The organism is Bacillus cereus group sp. N8, assembly GCF_016483685.1.
Taxonomy (GTDB): Bacteria; Bacillota; Bacilli; order Bacillales; family Bacillaceae_G; genus Bacillus_A; species Bacillus_A proteolyticus.
Genome location: NZ_JAEHBK010000021.1, coordinates 25004 through 41342 on the forward strand (window position 1 = coordinate 25004; position 16339 = coordinate 41342).

The window sequence follows — 16339 nt, forward strand, 5'->3', positions numbered from 1 at the left end:
ATATTATGACATTTTGGCAGTTTGCCTTTAAAAATGTAACACGTAATGCCAGAGCTTATTTTGCTTATTTCGTAAGCAGTTCCTTTTCCATTGCTGTTTTCTTTTCGTTTGCTGTTTATTTGTTTCATCCAAAATTACAAAATCCCACTATGATCTCTGAAATTTCAGGATTAATGATTTTTTCAGAAGTTGTTATTGTTTTGTTCTCGTTCTTTTTTCTACTCTATTCAATCGGATCGTTTTTAAAAGTTCGTAAAAAACAATTTGGTATTTTAACTATTTTAGGTATATCAAAAAAACAATTACACCGACTCGTTTTCACTGAAAATATGTTAATTGGTATTTTATCTATCTTTTTCGGTATGCAGTTTGGACTTGTCTTTTCGCAGCTTTTCTTATTAGTAACAGCGAAAATTACACATCTACCAGGGATATATTTATATCCCCCTACGAATGCTTTCATTTTAACAACGATTGTGTTTCTTGGTCTCTTTATCGCTGTATCTTCATTTACACCCATGCTAATTCGTACGAAAAAGACGGTAAACCTATTAAAAACTAATAGTGGGAAACAAAAGGAAAGAAAACCATCCATATTTATCTCTCTATTTGGTGTTATCTGTTTATTAGGTGGTTATATTTTAGCTGCAAACCCTAAATATTTCTTCTCAATAAACACGCAAGTAGGCGTTATCTATATGGTTTCAAGTGTTTTTGTGATTCCAACACTTGTTACAATTGGGACATATTTTTTCTTTTCTCAAATTAGTTTCTTACTTATTTATATTTTAAAGAAAAGAAGAAAGTTTTATATGAAACGAATTAATATGCTTTGGATTTCGGATTTAGTAAGTCGTATTCGAACGAATATCAATATGCTTTTTATTGTAGCGATGCTTTCTACAATTGCTTTCACAATGATTACGTTCCTATATGGATTCGGAAAGTTTACAAAGCTAGATGTTACGAGAAGTTCACCTTTTCCATTTTCTTATTTTTCATATGACGCAAACCCTTTTACTAACGAGCATCTAACTTGGCTTGAGCAGCAGTTACAAAAAGAAAATTTCTCTTATAAAAAGATCAAAGCTGATTTATATGAAACACCACTGAAAGAAGATGAAGGTATAACGACTTACAATGACATCTATGCAATGAAACAAAGTGACTATAATAAACTCGCAGCTGCCCTGCGAATGAAACAACTATTCATGAGCGATAACGAAGCATATGTCTTAAGCGATGGCGCTTATTTCACCTTATTCAGCCAATTTGAGCCAAGCTTCAATAGAAAATCCATTACACTTTCTAGCACAAATACGATATTACAAGTAAAGGGCTATGAACAAGCAGGGGCCATTCCCTCTAACTTTTCATATCAAACTTTAATTTTACCTGATGTTGTTGTAAACAACTTACCAAGTACAACAAAGCGTGTATCAGCGTACAATTATAACGTACAAAACTGGGAAAAGACGTATGAAATTGCTAATGATTTTATGAAAAAAATACAAAAAGATCGAGAGGCATTCCAATACGAAGGCCCCCTTATACGCTCCTATGAATCAGCAGACTCATTATATAGAATCACATCAGGAAGTGCTGCATACTTCCTAATCGGGACATTCTTAGGTGTCATTTTCTTTATTGGAGCAGGTAGCGTTCTTTATTTCAGAATGTATACGGATTTAACGAACGAACAAGAAAAATATGTAGCAATTTCAAAAATTGGTGTAACAGATGCAGAGATGAAAAAATCTGCAACCATTCAACTTAGCATTTTATTTTTCGTTCCGTACGTTATGGCGTCCATTCATACAATGTTTGCAACAAAAATGCTTCAAGATGTAATTGATTTATCACTATTCAAAGAAATTTCAGCCGTTCTTATTATTTTTGGCGTAGTTGAAGTCATTTTTTTCTTATTCATTCGCTCCCTTTACATGCAAAAGTTATCAGAGTATACGAATGGTTAAGTTTTATAAATACATTAGTACAGGAAAAGGGTATCTCTTATAGCCTTTTCCTCTTCACTCTATTAGGAGGTTTAGGTGAATGACATTTTGGCAGTTTGCCTTTAAAAACGTGACACGAAACGCCAGAGCTTATTTCGCCTATTTTGTAAGCAGTGCGTTCTCCATTGCAATCTTTTTCTCATTTGCAGTTTATTTATTTCATCCTAAACTGCATATGACAGACGTGAATTATTCTCTGAACATATTAATGACAATTTCAGAAGTTGTCATTGTGTTCTTTTCATTTTTCTTTTTACTGTATTCAATCGGGACGTTTTTAAAAGTACGAAAAAAACAGTTCGGGATTTTAACAGTACTTGGCATATCTCAAAAACAATTAAAACGACTCATATTTATAGAAAATATGTTAATTGGTGTTCTTTCTATATTTTTTGGCATTCAACTTGGAGTTGTCTTTTCACAGTTCTTTTTATTAGTTACCGCCAAAATTACACACGTACCTGGTTTATATTTATATGGGCCTACAAGTGCTATCGTTTTAACTATCATCATCTTTCTCGGGCTCTTCATTCTCGTATCATCTTTTACACCGATGCTCATTCGTACGAGAAAAGCCGTACGTCTTTTAAAAGAAGGAACACAACAAAAAGAAAGAAAAGCATCCGTACTCGTCTCTCTATTTGGTGCGGCATGTTTAATAACTGGATATGTATTAGAATCCAATCCATTATATTTTATGTCGTTAGGCGATATAATGGGGCTTGTATATGTCGTCTCTAGTATATTTGTCATTCCATCGCTTATTGCAGCTGGAACATACTTTTTCTTTTCACAAATTAGTTTTTTACTTATTCGTATTTTAAAAACGCGAAGAACGTTTTATATGAAACGAATTAATATGCTTTGGATCTCTGATCTAGCATCGCGCATTAGTACAAATATTAATATGCTCTTTATAGTAGCGATGCTATCGACGCTCGCTTTTACAATGATTACATTCTTATATGGATTCGGAAAGTTTACAAAGTTTGATGAAATTAGGGAAAATCCTTTCCCGTTTACGTATTTATCACATACTGAAAATACATTAGCTGATGAACATTTAAACTGGTTAGAGCAGAAATTTAATGAAGAGCACTTTACTTATACAAAATTTAAAACGGATATATATGAAGTATCTTCAGCTGAAGATAACACGCAGCTCTATTACGCAATTAAACAAAGTGACTATAATGTACTTGCTAAGGCTTTAAATTGGGAAACGCTCACGGTAAATAAGAATGAATCTTATATTCTTATGAAAGACTTAGATAATCAGGTTATTGGAACGCTTCATAATAAAGACAAGAAAAATACTCTTACACTTACTCAAAACAATTTACAACTACAAGTGAAAGAATATAAAGGTTATAACCCATTCCCAAATCGCTTAATATATCAATTGCTCATACTATCTGATGAAAATGTAGAAGCATTATCCACCGTTTCAAAACAAATGAGTGTATATAGCTTTAAAGTTTACGATTGGGAAAAAGCACATAACATCGGTTCGGCATTTACAACAAAAATCGCTAACGACAATGCTGCGATTCAAGCAGAGCACCCACCATTCCATGCCAGTGAAGCAAGTGACTCTCTATACAAAACAAAACAAAATGTCGCTTCATTCTTCTTAATCGGTACTTTCCTTGGTGTTATTTTCTTTATCGGTGCTGGTAGTGTTCTTTATTTCCGCATGTATACAGATTTAACAAATGAGCAAGAAAAGTATATAACGATTACGAAAATCGGCTTAACTGAAGCTGAAATGAAACGTTCAGCGACGATTCAGCTTGCTATTTTATTCTTCGTCCCTTACATTATGGCATCGATCCATACTATGTTTGCGACAAAGATGCTACAAGAAATATTACATCTCTCGTTCTTCGCTGAAATTACAGTCGTACTTATGGTTTTTGGAACAGTTGAAATTTTATTTTTCCTTTTAATTCGTTCCTTTTATATGCAAAAATTATCACAACACATTAAGTTTTAAAGGATAGAAAGGTGATTACTATGGAAGAAGTATTACACATAAAAAACGTCTCAAAAGTGTATGAGGGAAAGGTCCCTCATACCGCTTTAAAAAATATAAATTTACACGTAGATAAAGGTGAATTTGTCGCTATCATGGGGCCATCTGGTAGCGGTAAATCTACATTTTTAAACGTTATTTCTACAATTGATTCTCCTACTTCTGGTGATGTCGTTATTAACGGAAAAAAACCGCACACATTTCGTAGAGAGAAGTTAGCTATTTTCCGCCGCCAAGAGTTAGGGTTTGTTTTCCAAAACTTTAACCTACTAGATACACTAACAATCGGCGAAAATATCGTACTACCTTTAACGTTAGATAATGTTCCATTAAAAGAAATGGATGAAAAGCTTGATAACATTTCAAAAAAGCTTGGAATTGATCATATTTTGGACAAACGTATTTTTGAAGTTTCTGGAGGACAAGCACAGCGTACTGCAGTAGCGCGTGCCGTTATTCATCATCCGTCTCTTTTACTAGCTGATGAACCGACAGGTAACTTGGACTCAAAAGCAGCTATCGATGTAATGGAGTTATTTACGAAGTTAAACAAAGAAGAAGATGCAACGATTTTAATGGTTACGCACGATCCGTTTGCAGCAAGTTATTGTAACCGCGTCATTTTCATTAAAGATGGAGAACTTTACAATGAACTGCACCGCGGATTGTACCGTGAGAAATTTTATCAAGAAATATTAGATGTCCTAGCATTATTAGGAGGAAGACGTGGATGACATTTTGGCAATTTGCATTTAAAAATGTCTCGCGTAATTCGAAAGCATATTTCGCTTACTTTGTAAGTAGTGCGTTTTCTATCATGGTTTTCTTTTCCTTTACTGTATACGCGTATCATCCGCGGTTACAAATTATGAATAAATTACAGGAACAAGATCCGCTCATGAACTTGGCTGGCATGGCACAGTTTGTTATCGTTTTGTTCTCGTTCTTCTTTCTCTTATATTCTATCGGGACATTTTTAAATGTCCGGAAACAACAATTTGGCGTTTTAACTGTTCTCGGTATTTCACACAAACAATTAAAACGGCTTTTGTTTACTGAGAATATGATTATTGGAATACTAGCTATCTTTGCTGGTATTCAAGGTGGCCTTGTATTTTCTAACTTTTTCTTACTCGTTACTTCTAAATTAACAAATGCAAAAGGCCTCTATTTATATTGGCCAACAGAAGCAATTATCGTTACAACGGTAACGTTTATCATTTTATTTTTCATCGTTTCTACGTTTACACCGATGTTCATTCGTACTCGGAAAACAACTCGATTAATTAAAAATAATAAAAATGAAAAAGACGAAAAAAGGCCATCTATACTCATTTCATTGTTTGCCTTAATTTGTTTAGGGCTGTGCTATTATATCGCTGGTTATCCGCAAGGCTACATAACAGAAAAAAATGCACAAAATGGATCTGTATACCTTATCATGTTATCTATTTTACCGCTCGTAATAGTCGGAACATATTTATTCTTTTCACAGACGTTTCTCCTCTTTATCTTTATCTTAAAAAAGAGGAGAAAGTTTTATATGAAACAAATAAACATGTTATGGATTTCAGATTTAGCTAGCCGTACACGTAGTAATATTAATGTGCTCTTTATCGTTTCTATGTTGTCAGCACTTGCATTTACAATTATTACTGGGTTATTTGCTGCTAATAATAATACGAAAGCATCGATATTAGAACGATATCCTTTCCCCTTCACGTATACATCCAAAGGTGAAAATCAATTGGAACAAAAGCACATTGCTACAATTGAAACGGAGCTTACAAATGCTAATTTTCAATACAATCAGCATAAGTTTACAGTGTTACAAGATACCGCTTTAAAAGAAGACATTACTCTTGTGAAAATGAGTGACTATAACACACTTGCGAAACAGTTAAAGAGGCCAGAAATAACCCTTGATTCTACACAAGTTTATATTATTTCTCAGTACTCGCCAGAACTCTTAAATCTTGTATCAAATCCATTTGCAAAACAAAATACAATTACAATCGGATCTAATAAAAAGGAATTTCATATTAAAGGATTTATTAATAAAGGGATCGAACCATCCTTTCTTTTCCCACATATAATTGTTGTACAAGATTATGTATTTGATAATATGATTCCTCATATTGAAACGACCATAGTTTATAACTACTTCGTTGAAAACTGGGAAAATGCAATTGTTCCGACGAAAAATATGTTAAAACATATTAGAAATGATACGGATAGCTTCTATAAGGCATATAAAGATCCAGAATTGGCTCCTAACGCCCCATTTGATATTTATACAGCTGCTGATGATCTAAACTACAGTAAAGGAAATTCAATTGCTACTTTCTTTATTTGGACATTTCTCGGCTTTATTTTCTTTATCGGGGCAGCCAGTGTTTTATACTTCCGTATGTATAACGACTTAACGACTGAAAAACAAAAGTACATTACAATTACAAAACTCGGTTTAACAGAATCAGAAATGTTTCGTTCTGCAACGATTCAATTAGGAATTTTATTTTTCATTCCTTATATCGTTGCTGGTATTCATACAATATTTGCGATTCAGTTTTTACAAAGCATGTTTGCTTTTTCTTTATTAAAAGAATTAATCATTATACTTACGTTGTTCGGGATTTTCGAGATTATTTTCTTCTTCTTAATCCGCTCTCTTTACATCAATAAATTATCACAGCATATTAAAACATGAATAAAATGGCCTTGTGCAATACGCACAAGGCCATTTTCAATAGTTTTTAATAATTAGCAGCAATATCCACCATAGCCGCCGCCATATCCACCATAACCGCCGTAACCACAACCGCCGCCTCCGCCGAAGCAGCTAGCACCGATAATGATTAATAAAATAAACAATACGATTAGAAGCGCAAAGCCACCTCCGTGGCCATGTCTGCGGTGACAATCATCATGTTTGTGTTCACACTTTTCGCTCATTACTCTATTCCTCCTTTAGTATCATTCATAACAAGATCGTCTTGCTCTAAATGAGGGGATTCCATTTATATTATGTTTTCAGGGCAAATCGGAAGCTTGGCCTTCCTAAAAACGGGCTTGTTTCATGAAAAGAGCCCCAACACAAAAAGAGGATACCTTTAAATAGGCACCCCCTTCTTTTAAACAAACATATTAAGTAAAAGCGCAAAGCCGAATGCAATAAATGATAACAATGTCTCGAGTACCGTCCACGTTTTAAAAGTTTCTTTTACTGTCAAACCTAAATACTCTTTTACAAGCCAGAACCCTGCATCATTTACGTGAGAAAACATTAATGAACCTGCGCCCGTTGCAATAACAAGCAACTCCAAATTCACACCAGACATGTGCTGAATAACTGGTGAAACAATTCCTGCTGCTGTTGTTAATGCTACTGTAGCTGAACCTGTTGCAATTCGGATTAACCCCGCTACCATGAACGCTAAGACGATTGGTGATAATGAAATATGTTCTGCCATTTGAGCGATGGCTGTTCCAACACCACTTTCAATTAATATTTGCTTAAATCCACCACCTGCACCGATAATTAAAATAATTGAACCGACTGGTAATAAACTTTCATCTGTTAATTTTTTTATCATCTTTTTATTAATTCCTTGTTTTATGCCAAGCAAATAAAATGCTGCGAAACATGAAATTAGTAAAGCGATTACTGGGCTTCCAATAAAGATTAAAAATTCCGTCATTTCTTTCGGTAATGAAATATATGGTGCCACTACCGATAAAATCATTAAGACTACTGGTAATAAAATGATAAAGAATGAAACTTTACGACTTGGCAAATCATTAGATACTGTTGTAACACGAACAAGTTCTGGTTCATTTTCAGGTATAACTCGCTTATGTACCCACTTTGCAAATACAGGCCCTGCAATAATTGCTGTTGGTAATGCGATAATTAATGAATACAATAGTACCTTTCCTAAGTTTGCATTATAAATACCAATTGCTGTCATCGCACCTGGATGCGGAGGCACTAGCCCATGTACAATCGATAATCCCGCAATAACAGGTAACGCAATTAACAATATATTTTGCTTTGTTGTTTTTCGAATGGAAATAACGAGCGGTAATAAGATGACGATCCCTACTTCAAAAAACACTGGAATCCCGATTACAAATCCAGCAAATAACATCGCCCAAGGTAATTTTTTCACCCCGAAGAATCGAATGAAGAAATCTGCTACTTGCATGCCAGCCCCTGAATCAGACATCATTTTACCCAAAATCGTACCGAGAGCTAAAATACCGACTAAATGCCCTAGTACACTTCCAACACCAGTTTCATAGGCAGTAACAATTTTGGTCAAGTTCAATCCAGACATGATAGCTAAAAATAGGCTAGCAACCGTTAAACTAATAAACGCATGCCATTTCCACCACGATACTCCTAAAATAACAATCGCGATTGCAAGTAACGTGACGATTAATAAGTATATATCCATATCCCATTCCCCTTCGATATGAAAATTTTTTACAAAAAAAGAGGGAATTAGTCCCTCTTCACTTTTTACACATCATAATTAACTACATAATGCTGCATTTCCGTATTGTAGTAGCCTTCACTATATTCAATTACCTCGCCTACTTCATCGTAAGAATAACGCATACGTTTTAATAATGCTGTCTCTTCTTTTTCCCCTAACGCTTCCGCAACGAAACTAGGTGCAGCCCCAACAGCAAATTCATCTCTGAAATTTTCTAAATGTATACCTTGTTCCTCGACTAAATCGTAAAGCGATTGTAAATCAAAGTCCGCTAAGTCTGTACTTGCCATGCGCGCTGAAAAATAGTGCGTATAATGAATATACGGAGCATCATTTAAAGAGTATAGACGCTCGATTCTGAAACTCTCATTGCCAAATAAACGAAATGGCACTGTCCCTTCTTCATTATGGACTACTTCTGCCTTTAGCAATTTCTTTTGTACTTTATAGCCTTCTTCCACTAACACTTCTGTAAATTTTTTACCTTTTGAAAGTTTTGTCGCAGAAGTATTACGAATGACTTTCGTTCCTTTACCACTTTTCTTTTCTAAATATCCTTCTTGAGCTAGTTCTTTAATTGCGTTTCGTACTGTAATTTTACTCACTTTGAACTCTTCTTCTAATTGTGGTTCAGAAGGAATATTCGTATGAATGGCATATACACCATGTAATATTCGATCGCGAATAATATTTTTTATTTGCAAATATAATGGTCCTTTTTTCCTCGTTACGTTCACTATTACACCCACTACCTTTCTACATCACCTACTGATGCCGTCATTGCCCGAAGTATATCTTTCTCTGATGACATTGGCGTATCACCGACGATTGTATGTGCAAGCATTCCAGCTGCTGACGCAAATGAAACAGCTTTCTCTGGTGCAAACTCTTCTATCTCGCCATGAATAATCCCGCTCGTATAAGCATCTCCAGCACCTATTCTATCATATACAGAAAACGTAAGGGTTTTTGCAAAAGTGAACGCACCATCTTTACATATAAATCCGCGAAGCGAGTGTGTATTATCGCTATTAATAAAGCGATGTGTACCAGCAATTGTAGCGATATAATACGTTTCAGCTACTTTTGGAATAAGATCAACAAGTTGTGCTTCTCGCTCCGTTTCTTCGGTTTTCATTCCTAAAACAAACATCGCATCTTTTTCGTTCATCATAACGATATCAGCAAGAGCCAGCATTTCTTCATAATGCGGTTTCGCCTGCTCATATCCGTCTTCTCCCCACAGAGATGGACGATAATTGCAATCAAAAACGACAGTGCCTCCGTTTTCTTTAACTGCTTTCGCTAAAGATTTCATATGATGGCGCACAGTATCATTCATCGCAAGTGTAATCCCGCAAAAATGAACGATATCAATTTCCTTTGCGATTTCTTCAAATTGATACATTTCTTCACATGCCGTATTGAAGCTACTTTCTAATCGATTCGAATATGTAACTCGGCTTGCACGTGCTCCAAATCCATTTTCTAAAAAGTACATGCCGACATATTTACCGCCTCTTGAAACAAGCGAGGTTTGCACACCTAACTTTTGAATGTACGATAATGCCGCATCTCCAACCGAATTTTCCGGTAAAGTTGAAATAAGAAGCCCTTCATGCCCTAGATGAGAAAGCGCGGCTGCAACGTTCACACCTGTACCAGAAAATGAGTAATTTAATGTGCTAGCTTGCGACAACAACTCATATCCTGGCACTTGCAGGCGCATCATTACTTCACCGAATGCCGCGATTTTCTTACGCATATTGATCAACTAACTTCTTCACTACCGCTAATAATTCACGAACATCTTCTGTTTTCGTATTGCCAGTCTCTTTATCAATAATAGAAGAGTACACATGCGGGATAACTTGCTCTACGTTTGCCTCTAACGCAATACGTACAATTGTTTCGAAGTTTTCTTTATCAATTCCGCCTGTTGGCTCTAATGCAAACCCTTCTTCCGCACATGCTTTCGCAACCGCGCGATATTCTTCTTCATGAGCTAGACCTTTCATTGGGAAGTACTTCAATGAATTTCCGCCCATATCACGTACAAGTGCGATCGCTGTTTTAATTGGAACGATTGCTTTTTCTTCTCCAGCCGCACTAATTGGACCAGTAGAAATATTTACGTACCCTACTTTTCCTGTTGGCGATACTAAACTATTAATCCAGCTATCTTTTCCGCCAAGATTTGCACGTGTCGCTCCAACTGAAGGGAACACTTGGTTAATATGGCTACCAGGATAATGCTTCGCAATTTCAGCTACAACTGCCGCTTGGCGATTATCTCCTGCTCCTAGTCCGATTGATACAGCGTCATCAATTTCTTTTCCGTATGCCTTCATCGCTGTAACTGCTTCTTCTACTGTTGGGTAGTCTTTTGATAACACTCCTACTACTACATAACCTTCTGCTGCTTCAAAAATATCTTTCGCATTTTGGATATTGTTCGCTAATACATTTAATGCTACGCGGCCTTTATAAAAACGTTTTTGAATGTTTGTCATTTTAGTTTCCCCCTACAATTCCTCTCATTTTTTCTTCAATTACATGTATGTCATCACCTTGAAGTGGACGTGGATCAATATCAAAGAATCCCTGTCTTACTCCGTAATCACGTGTGTAAATGGCAATTTCCCCTTCGCGTAATGCATTTACAACGTCTTTTGCTGATTTATTTAACTCATTCTCGTTAATGTGAATACGTGCTCTAAAGATTGCTCTTCCTGCTTCATCTTGCACGATTGTTACATTTACACCATTTAATTCTTTTAGCGGTATAAGTACTTGTAACAATTCTTTTTCTTGCTGGCTCTTATCTTCTTTTACTCCGTACTCATCAAGTGCTTGAAGTAAGCCGAAAGTTGTTTCTTTCCCAACTTTCATACTTCTCCCGATGCAATGTAATTGCACTTTCAGCCACTCAATATATTTTCGTTTCCCACCAACAATACCAGAAGTAGGCCCTTCAATCGCCTTTGAACCACTATAAATGGCAAGGTCTGAATACTTCACATATTTTTGAATATCTTCTTCAGCTGCCGCATCGACGATAAGTGGGATGTTATTTCGCTGCGCTACTTCCCATGCTTCTTCAACAGAAATCATATTTTTTTGCACTGCGTGATGTGATTTCACATAAAGAATCGCTGCTGTATTTTCACCAATCGCATCTTCAATATGCTCTGCTTTCCCTTCATTTGCATAACCAACTTCAACTAGTTTTCCTCCACCTAAGTAAATCATCGTTTCAACAGGAGCACCGTATTGAACGTTATGACCTTTTAACATAATCACTTCGTTTTTCGCGATGACCTCTTGATGAAGTCTTTCACTTTTACGTCGATTTCCTTCTGTAACGATAGCAGCGATAGAAAGCGCAATTCCACTCGATGCTGAATTCACAACAACCGCTGCCTCTGAATCTAGAATTCTCGCAATATGGTCTCCTGCTTTATCTACTAAATCAGCAATTTCCACATAATTTTGTCCACCATGTTTCATTGCATCCATAACTGTATTTGCCGGAGCGGATACACCTAAAATACTCATTCTACCGCTCGCATTAATCACTCTTTTTAATCCGTACTTAGCATTCAATGAATGACCCATTGATTACAACCCCTTTCGTATCAATCCTTCTTTCAGCAATGCGCTGATCCCCTTCTGAATCAATTAACGTAACCTTCTCATCTTTCACCGTAAATAAAGTTAAATTTGCAATATCTCCTTCTTGAATACGGCCAAGCTCTGGTTTTTTCAGCCACTCTGCCGCATGTTTCGTCACCGCATCAATTACTTCTTCTAGCGGATAACCTAAGTAAAGGAATTTCGAAAGAACGTGAGCCATACTATACACTGGACCGTGTATACGATTCTTCCGGTAAATATCTGTACTAATTGTATTAAAGGCAATATCGTGATGCTTCGCTGCTTCTGCTACTTTAAAAGAAAAACTAGCATTACCGTGACCAACATCTAAATGTACGCCGCGATTCACTGCATCTAGTAACACAGGTAGCGGTTTGCCTTCTTCATCAAATAAATTATTTTCTTTCCCGTTTAAGTAATGTGTAATCACATCATCTTTTTCTAAAAGAGGTACAACTTCCTCTATGCGAGGAGGTGCTGAACCGATATGTACCATAATCGGTAATGATGTTTCACGAGATAAAGAACGCGCAACATGAAGCGGTTCAATTCCACTATCACAAACGACACTTTTACTCATTCTCGCCTTTAATCCGACGATTATATCTTTATACTTTTCTACTGCTTCTATTACTTTCTCTTTATCTATCCATTCCATATTGGATAATTCATCAATTCGTTTCAAACCGATGCGAGAAATATTTAAAAAGGCAAATAAATTCGTTTTCGCCTGCTCTCTACTTTTTACTAAATCTGCAATGCGATCAGCTCCGCAGCTACCCGCATCAACAATTGTCGTTACCCCTTGCTTAACGCCAATTTCATCCACCTCATCGCCATACGGATCAAACTCTGGAAAAGCATGAACGTGTAAATCAATCCAGCCACTCGATACGTAAGTACCAGAGTAATCAAGAACCTTTCCACCCTCGCCAGCACCAGCTTTCGTCACCTGTGCGATTTTATTATTTTCAACTACAATGTCAATCTCTTCCCCGTTCACACGTTTCACATTACGTAGTACGAATCGTTCTGTCATTGTACTTCCACCCTTTTCTATAAGAAGCCATAAGAATACGCTTACATTAAAGTTTTATTTTATATCTCTTTCACACGTTTAGCGTAACACAAAAAAAGGGAGAAGTAAATATAACGTTATAATGTTTAAATGTAAATAAAAAGATGCTGCTCCAAAACGGAACAACTTCTTTTTCTATTCCTGAACCGTCACAATAATCCCCTCCATATTATTCCCCGAAATTTCATACTGCTTATTCGCCGGCACATTCACTTTCATATCCCCCGAAACTTTATGATAAGAAACCGTATATTTCTTACCTTCCACATCGGTTGTGATTTCTTTTTTCTCTTTCAAGAAATCTAAGTATTCCTCTAATGTAATTTTCTTTTTTTGCATAATCGCACTATGAGGTAAGCCGACATAACGAATGTGCCACGGCTCATATTGAATGCCTGTAATATTGCTTTTATTTTTCGGATAACGTAAAACAAAGCCGTGCTTCCATACGTTCTCTTCAATCCATTTTCCTTCAGGCGCTTTTTCCATTTTCTTTTGAGTTGATCCAACGTCCAGTGATAACCCTAAATTATGCTCACTGTATCCTGCTGGGAGTGCATAATCAGATCCCATGTCTTTATATAATTTACTTTGCTCTTGAAAATCTCGATACCCGCTATTCATTAAGAAGTGTTGTACGCCATCTTTTCCAGCCGCATCGACAACGTTCAAAAACTTTTTTACAACATCCTTTGATAAACGAAGATTTCTATCAAATATTACGTAACCTCTTACTAATTCACTGCTGTGATTTACATTTATAATGTCAGACCTAATACTATCTTTTTTTACTGGGTAATCTTTATTAACTAATAATAGATCCCCTTTATAAATTTCTTCTTTTGTAATCTCTATCTTTTCCATATTTGCATTATTTATTGAACTATTTTCCCCACCGATTTTCACATCAATTTCTTTTTGAAATAACGGTGATATATATAAGCCTACACAGATTGTGCATGCGATAAAAAGAGAAATAAATACCCACTTTTTCATTTCTAGTTCCTCCTTAACGTAACTTACGTATAGAATAGAAAAAACTATTAAAATAAAAAGTGGGGTAAAGTTTAAATTTTTATTAAATTGTTAAATTCTCGTCTTTTGGCAATCGCACTTCAAATATTGTTCTAACTACATTACTTTCAGCCGAAATCTTCCCATCATGTTGTTCAACAATATTTTTCGCAATAAATAGCCCAAGGCCTGTACCACCTTGCTGCTCTGATCTTGCCTTATCACCTGTATAAAACATATCAAAAAGATACGGTAAATCTTCTTCTGGAATGCTATCTCCGTAATTAATAACTTGTACGACAACTTCTTCATTATCGATATACCCATTCAGATCAACAAATTGCCCATCATATCCGTATCGAACGGCATTTGTTAACAAGTTTTCAAATACTCTAGCTAACAATTTTCCATCACCGTTAATCGGTAAATGAGGATCAACATGCAATCTTGCTTCTAAATGATGTTTCTCTAATAGCGGATACAATTCCTCATCTAGCTGTATAAGCAACTCACTTATATCAATCGGCTTTTTATTTAGTTGTAACATGCCATAATTCATACGTGTAATTTCAAATAATTCATCAATTAAGCTTTCAAGCCTTTGCGATTTCGTAAAAGCAATCGTGGAAAAGTGTTTAATTTGTTCCTTCGTCAAATTCTCATCTTTAAGAATTAAATCTAAATATCCTAACACTGATGTTAACGGCGTTCTTAAATCGTGAGCTAAGTTAACAATAAGCTGATCCTTACTACTTTCCGCGAAGTCTCCTCGTTCCACTGCTTCCTTTAATTTCTCACTCGCTACATTAATTTCGCTTGCGATATATCCAAACTCATCATTTGATGAAATGCGCACTTGATTTGTAAAATCTCCGTTCGCCAAATGATGAATCCCGTTTGAAATCTCATCAAAATACTTTAAATACGGTCTAGTAAGGAAGAAGAAAAACATAATGGACAGAGGGATAAAAATAATTAAAAAGAAATTAACGTCCCCAATTTGTCTTACCACGGAACGAAATTGAGCTAAAGGATCTTCATAACGAACAACTAATTTATAATAAATCCTTAATCCTTCATAAATGAAATATGTTACGCCACCGGCTAATATCATACTTAACGCAAATAGCATAACCATCTTCGAGCGAAAACTTCTCATCTTTTTAGCCATTGAAAGTATACCCTACTCCCCACACTGTTTTTATTAACTTATTCTTTCTTTTATCTTCCCCAAGTTTTTTCCGCAACGTACGGATATGTACCATAACTGTATTTCCGCCTTCAAAATAATCATCTGCCCATACTTGCTGAAAGATATTTTCCACATTGTACACTTTCTTCGGATGGCTCGCTAATAAATATAAAATATCAAACTCTTTCGGTGTTAATTCAACTTGTTCTCCGTACACATTCACTGTTCTTCGCTCCGGATCAATAACGACTCCGCCTACCTCTAAAGCAGATTTATTCTCCGCTACTTTTGGCTGATTTAACGTAAGAAACCGGCGTAATTGTGCATTTACACGTGCAACTAATTCAATCGGTGTAAAAGGTTTCGTCATATAATCATCTGCACCTAATACAAGACCTGTCACCTTATCAAAATCAGACGTTTTCGCACTTAAGAAAATGATTGGCATATGGTGCTTCGCACGAATTTGGCGTGTCACTTCATAACCATCCATCTTCGGCATCATAATATCTAAAACCACTAAATCGATTGGCTGCGTTTCAATAATATGAATTGCCTCTTCTCCATCAGCTGCTTTCACGACGTGGTAATCTTCTTTTTCTAAATGTATCTCAATTAAATCAGCAATTTCTGCCTCATCATCAGCTATTAAAATTGAAATGCGCTTCATTTTACTCCCCCTTTTATACGCTAGATTGTAAACTAGTCTATCCAATTTGTACAATACGAAAAGGCTACTCGTTAAAGTAACCTTGGTAAATAAAATTATATCAGCGATTTTCCAAATATATCGACCACAACTTGAATTATATCGGCGATTTTTCAATTATATCGACTTACCGACAA

General features: G+C 35.8%; 14 protein-coding genes. 4 read left to right on the plus strand and 10 right to left on the minus strand.

Annotated features, from left to right (window positions below):
* Window positions 1–5 precede the first annotated feature (5 nt).
* The 4 genes from JDS80_RS22895 (at window position 6) to JDS80_RS22910 (ending at window position 6760) form a co-directional block, all read left to right on the plus strand.
* Window positions 6–1976 (plus strand): FtsX-like permease family protein, encoded by a 1971-nt coding sequence (locus JDS80_RS22895; RefSeq protein WP_199640050.1) that lies wholly within the window; start codon window positions 6–8, stop codon window positions 1974–1976.
* A gap of 79 nt (window positions 1977–2055) precedes the next feature.
* On the plus strand, window positions 2056–4011 hold the full coding sequence (locus JDS80_RS22900) for an FtsX-like permease family protein (protein ID WP_199640051.1): 1956 nt from the start codon (window positions 2056–2058) through the stop codon (window positions 4009–4011).
* Between the two features lie 20 nt (window positions 4012–4031).
* A complete protein-coding gene (locus JDS80_RS22905; protein WP_000393250.1) occupies window positions 4032–4784 on the plus strand; it encodes an ABC transporter ATP-binding protein in 753 nt (250 codons plus the stop codon).
* Entirely contained in the window at window positions 4781–6760 is a 1980-nt protein-coding gene (locus JDS80_RS22910) for an FtsX-like permease family protein (RefSeq protein WP_199640052.1), read from the plus strand. The genes JDS80_RS22905 and JDS80_RS22910 overlap by 4 nt, the downstream gene beginning before the upstream one ends.
* Before the next feature lie 53 nt (window positions 6761–6813).
* Here JDS80_RS22910 and JDS80_RS22915 read toward each other — a convergent pair whose 3' ends face one another.
* The 10 genes from JDS80_RS22915 to JDS80_RS22960 all read right to left on the minus strand — a co-directional run bounded on the left by JDS80_RS22915 (window position 6814) and on the right by JDS80_RS22960 (window position 16163).
* On the minus strand, window positions 6814–7005 hold the full coding sequence (locus JDS80_RS22915) for a YjcZ family sporulation protein (RefSeq protein WP_199640053.1): 192 nt from the start codon (window positions 7003–7005) through the stop codon (window positions 6814–6816).
* A 179-nt stretch (window positions 7006–7184) separates the two neighbouring features.
* Entirely contained in the window at window positions 7185–8510 is a 1326-nt protein-coding gene (gntP, locus tag JDS80_RS22920; RefSeq protein ID WP_199640054.1) for a gluconate permease GntP, read from the minus strand.
* A gap of 65 nt (window positions 8511–8575) precedes the next feature.
* The gene (locus JDS80_RS22925) at window positions 8576–9301 is read right to left on the minus strand and encodes a UTRA domain-containing protein (protein ID WP_199640055.1); all 726 of its coding nucleotides are present in this window, start codon (window positions 9299–9301) and stop codon (window positions 8576–8578) included.
* Window positions 9301–10317, minus strand: coding sequence for a sugar kinase (locus JDS80_RS22930; RefSeq protein WP_199640056.1), 1017 nt, complete (start codon window positions 10315–10317; stop codon window positions 9301–9303). Before JDS80_RS22930 ends, JDS80_RS22925 begins: the two co-directional genes overlap by 1 nt.
* Entirely contained in the window at window positions 10310–11065 is a 756-nt protein-coding gene (dagF, locus tag JDS80_RS22935; RefSeq protein ID WP_089171896.1) for a 2-dehydro-3-deoxy-phosphogluconate aldolase, read from the minus strand. The genes JDS80_RS22930 and dagF overlap by 8 nt, the downstream gene beginning before the upstream one ends.
* A 1-nt stretch (window position 11066) precedes the next feature.
* The gene (locus JDS80_RS22940) at window positions 11067–12170 is read right to left on the minus strand and encodes a DgaE family pyridoxal phosphate-dependent ammonia lyase (RefSeq protein WP_071744357.1); all 1104 of its coding nucleotides are present in this window, start codon (window positions 12168–12170) and stop codon (window positions 11067–11069) included.
* Entirely contained in the window at window positions 12148–13248 is a 1101-nt protein-coding gene (locus JDS80_RS22945) for an amidohydrolase/deacetylase family metallohydrolase (protein WP_199640057.1), read from the minus strand. Before JDS80_RS22945 ends, JDS80_RS22940 begins: the two co-directional genes overlap by 23 nt.
* 174 nt (window positions 13249–13422) lie before the next feature.
* Window positions 13423–14283 carry a M15 family metallopeptidase gene (locus JDS80_RS22950; protein WP_199640058.1) on the minus strand — a complete coding sequence of 287 codons (861 nt, stop codon included), beginning with the start codon at window positions 14281–14283 and terminating at the stop codon, window positions 13423–13425.
* Between the two features lie 82 nt (window positions 14284–14365).
* A complete protein-coding gene (locus tag JDS80_RS22955) occupies window positions 14366–15472 on the minus strand; it encodes a HAMP domain-containing sensor histidine kinase (protein ID WP_071744354.1) in 1107 nt (368 codons plus the stop codon).
* On the minus strand, window positions 15465–16163 hold the full coding sequence (locus JDS80_RS22960) for a response regulator transcription factor (RefSeq protein ID WP_199640059.1): 699 nt from the start codon (window positions 16161–16163) through the stop codon (window positions 15465–15467). The genes JDS80_RS22955 and JDS80_RS22960 overlap by 8 nt, the downstream gene beginning before the upstream one ends.
* Window positions 16164–16339: the final 176 nt, after the last annotated feature.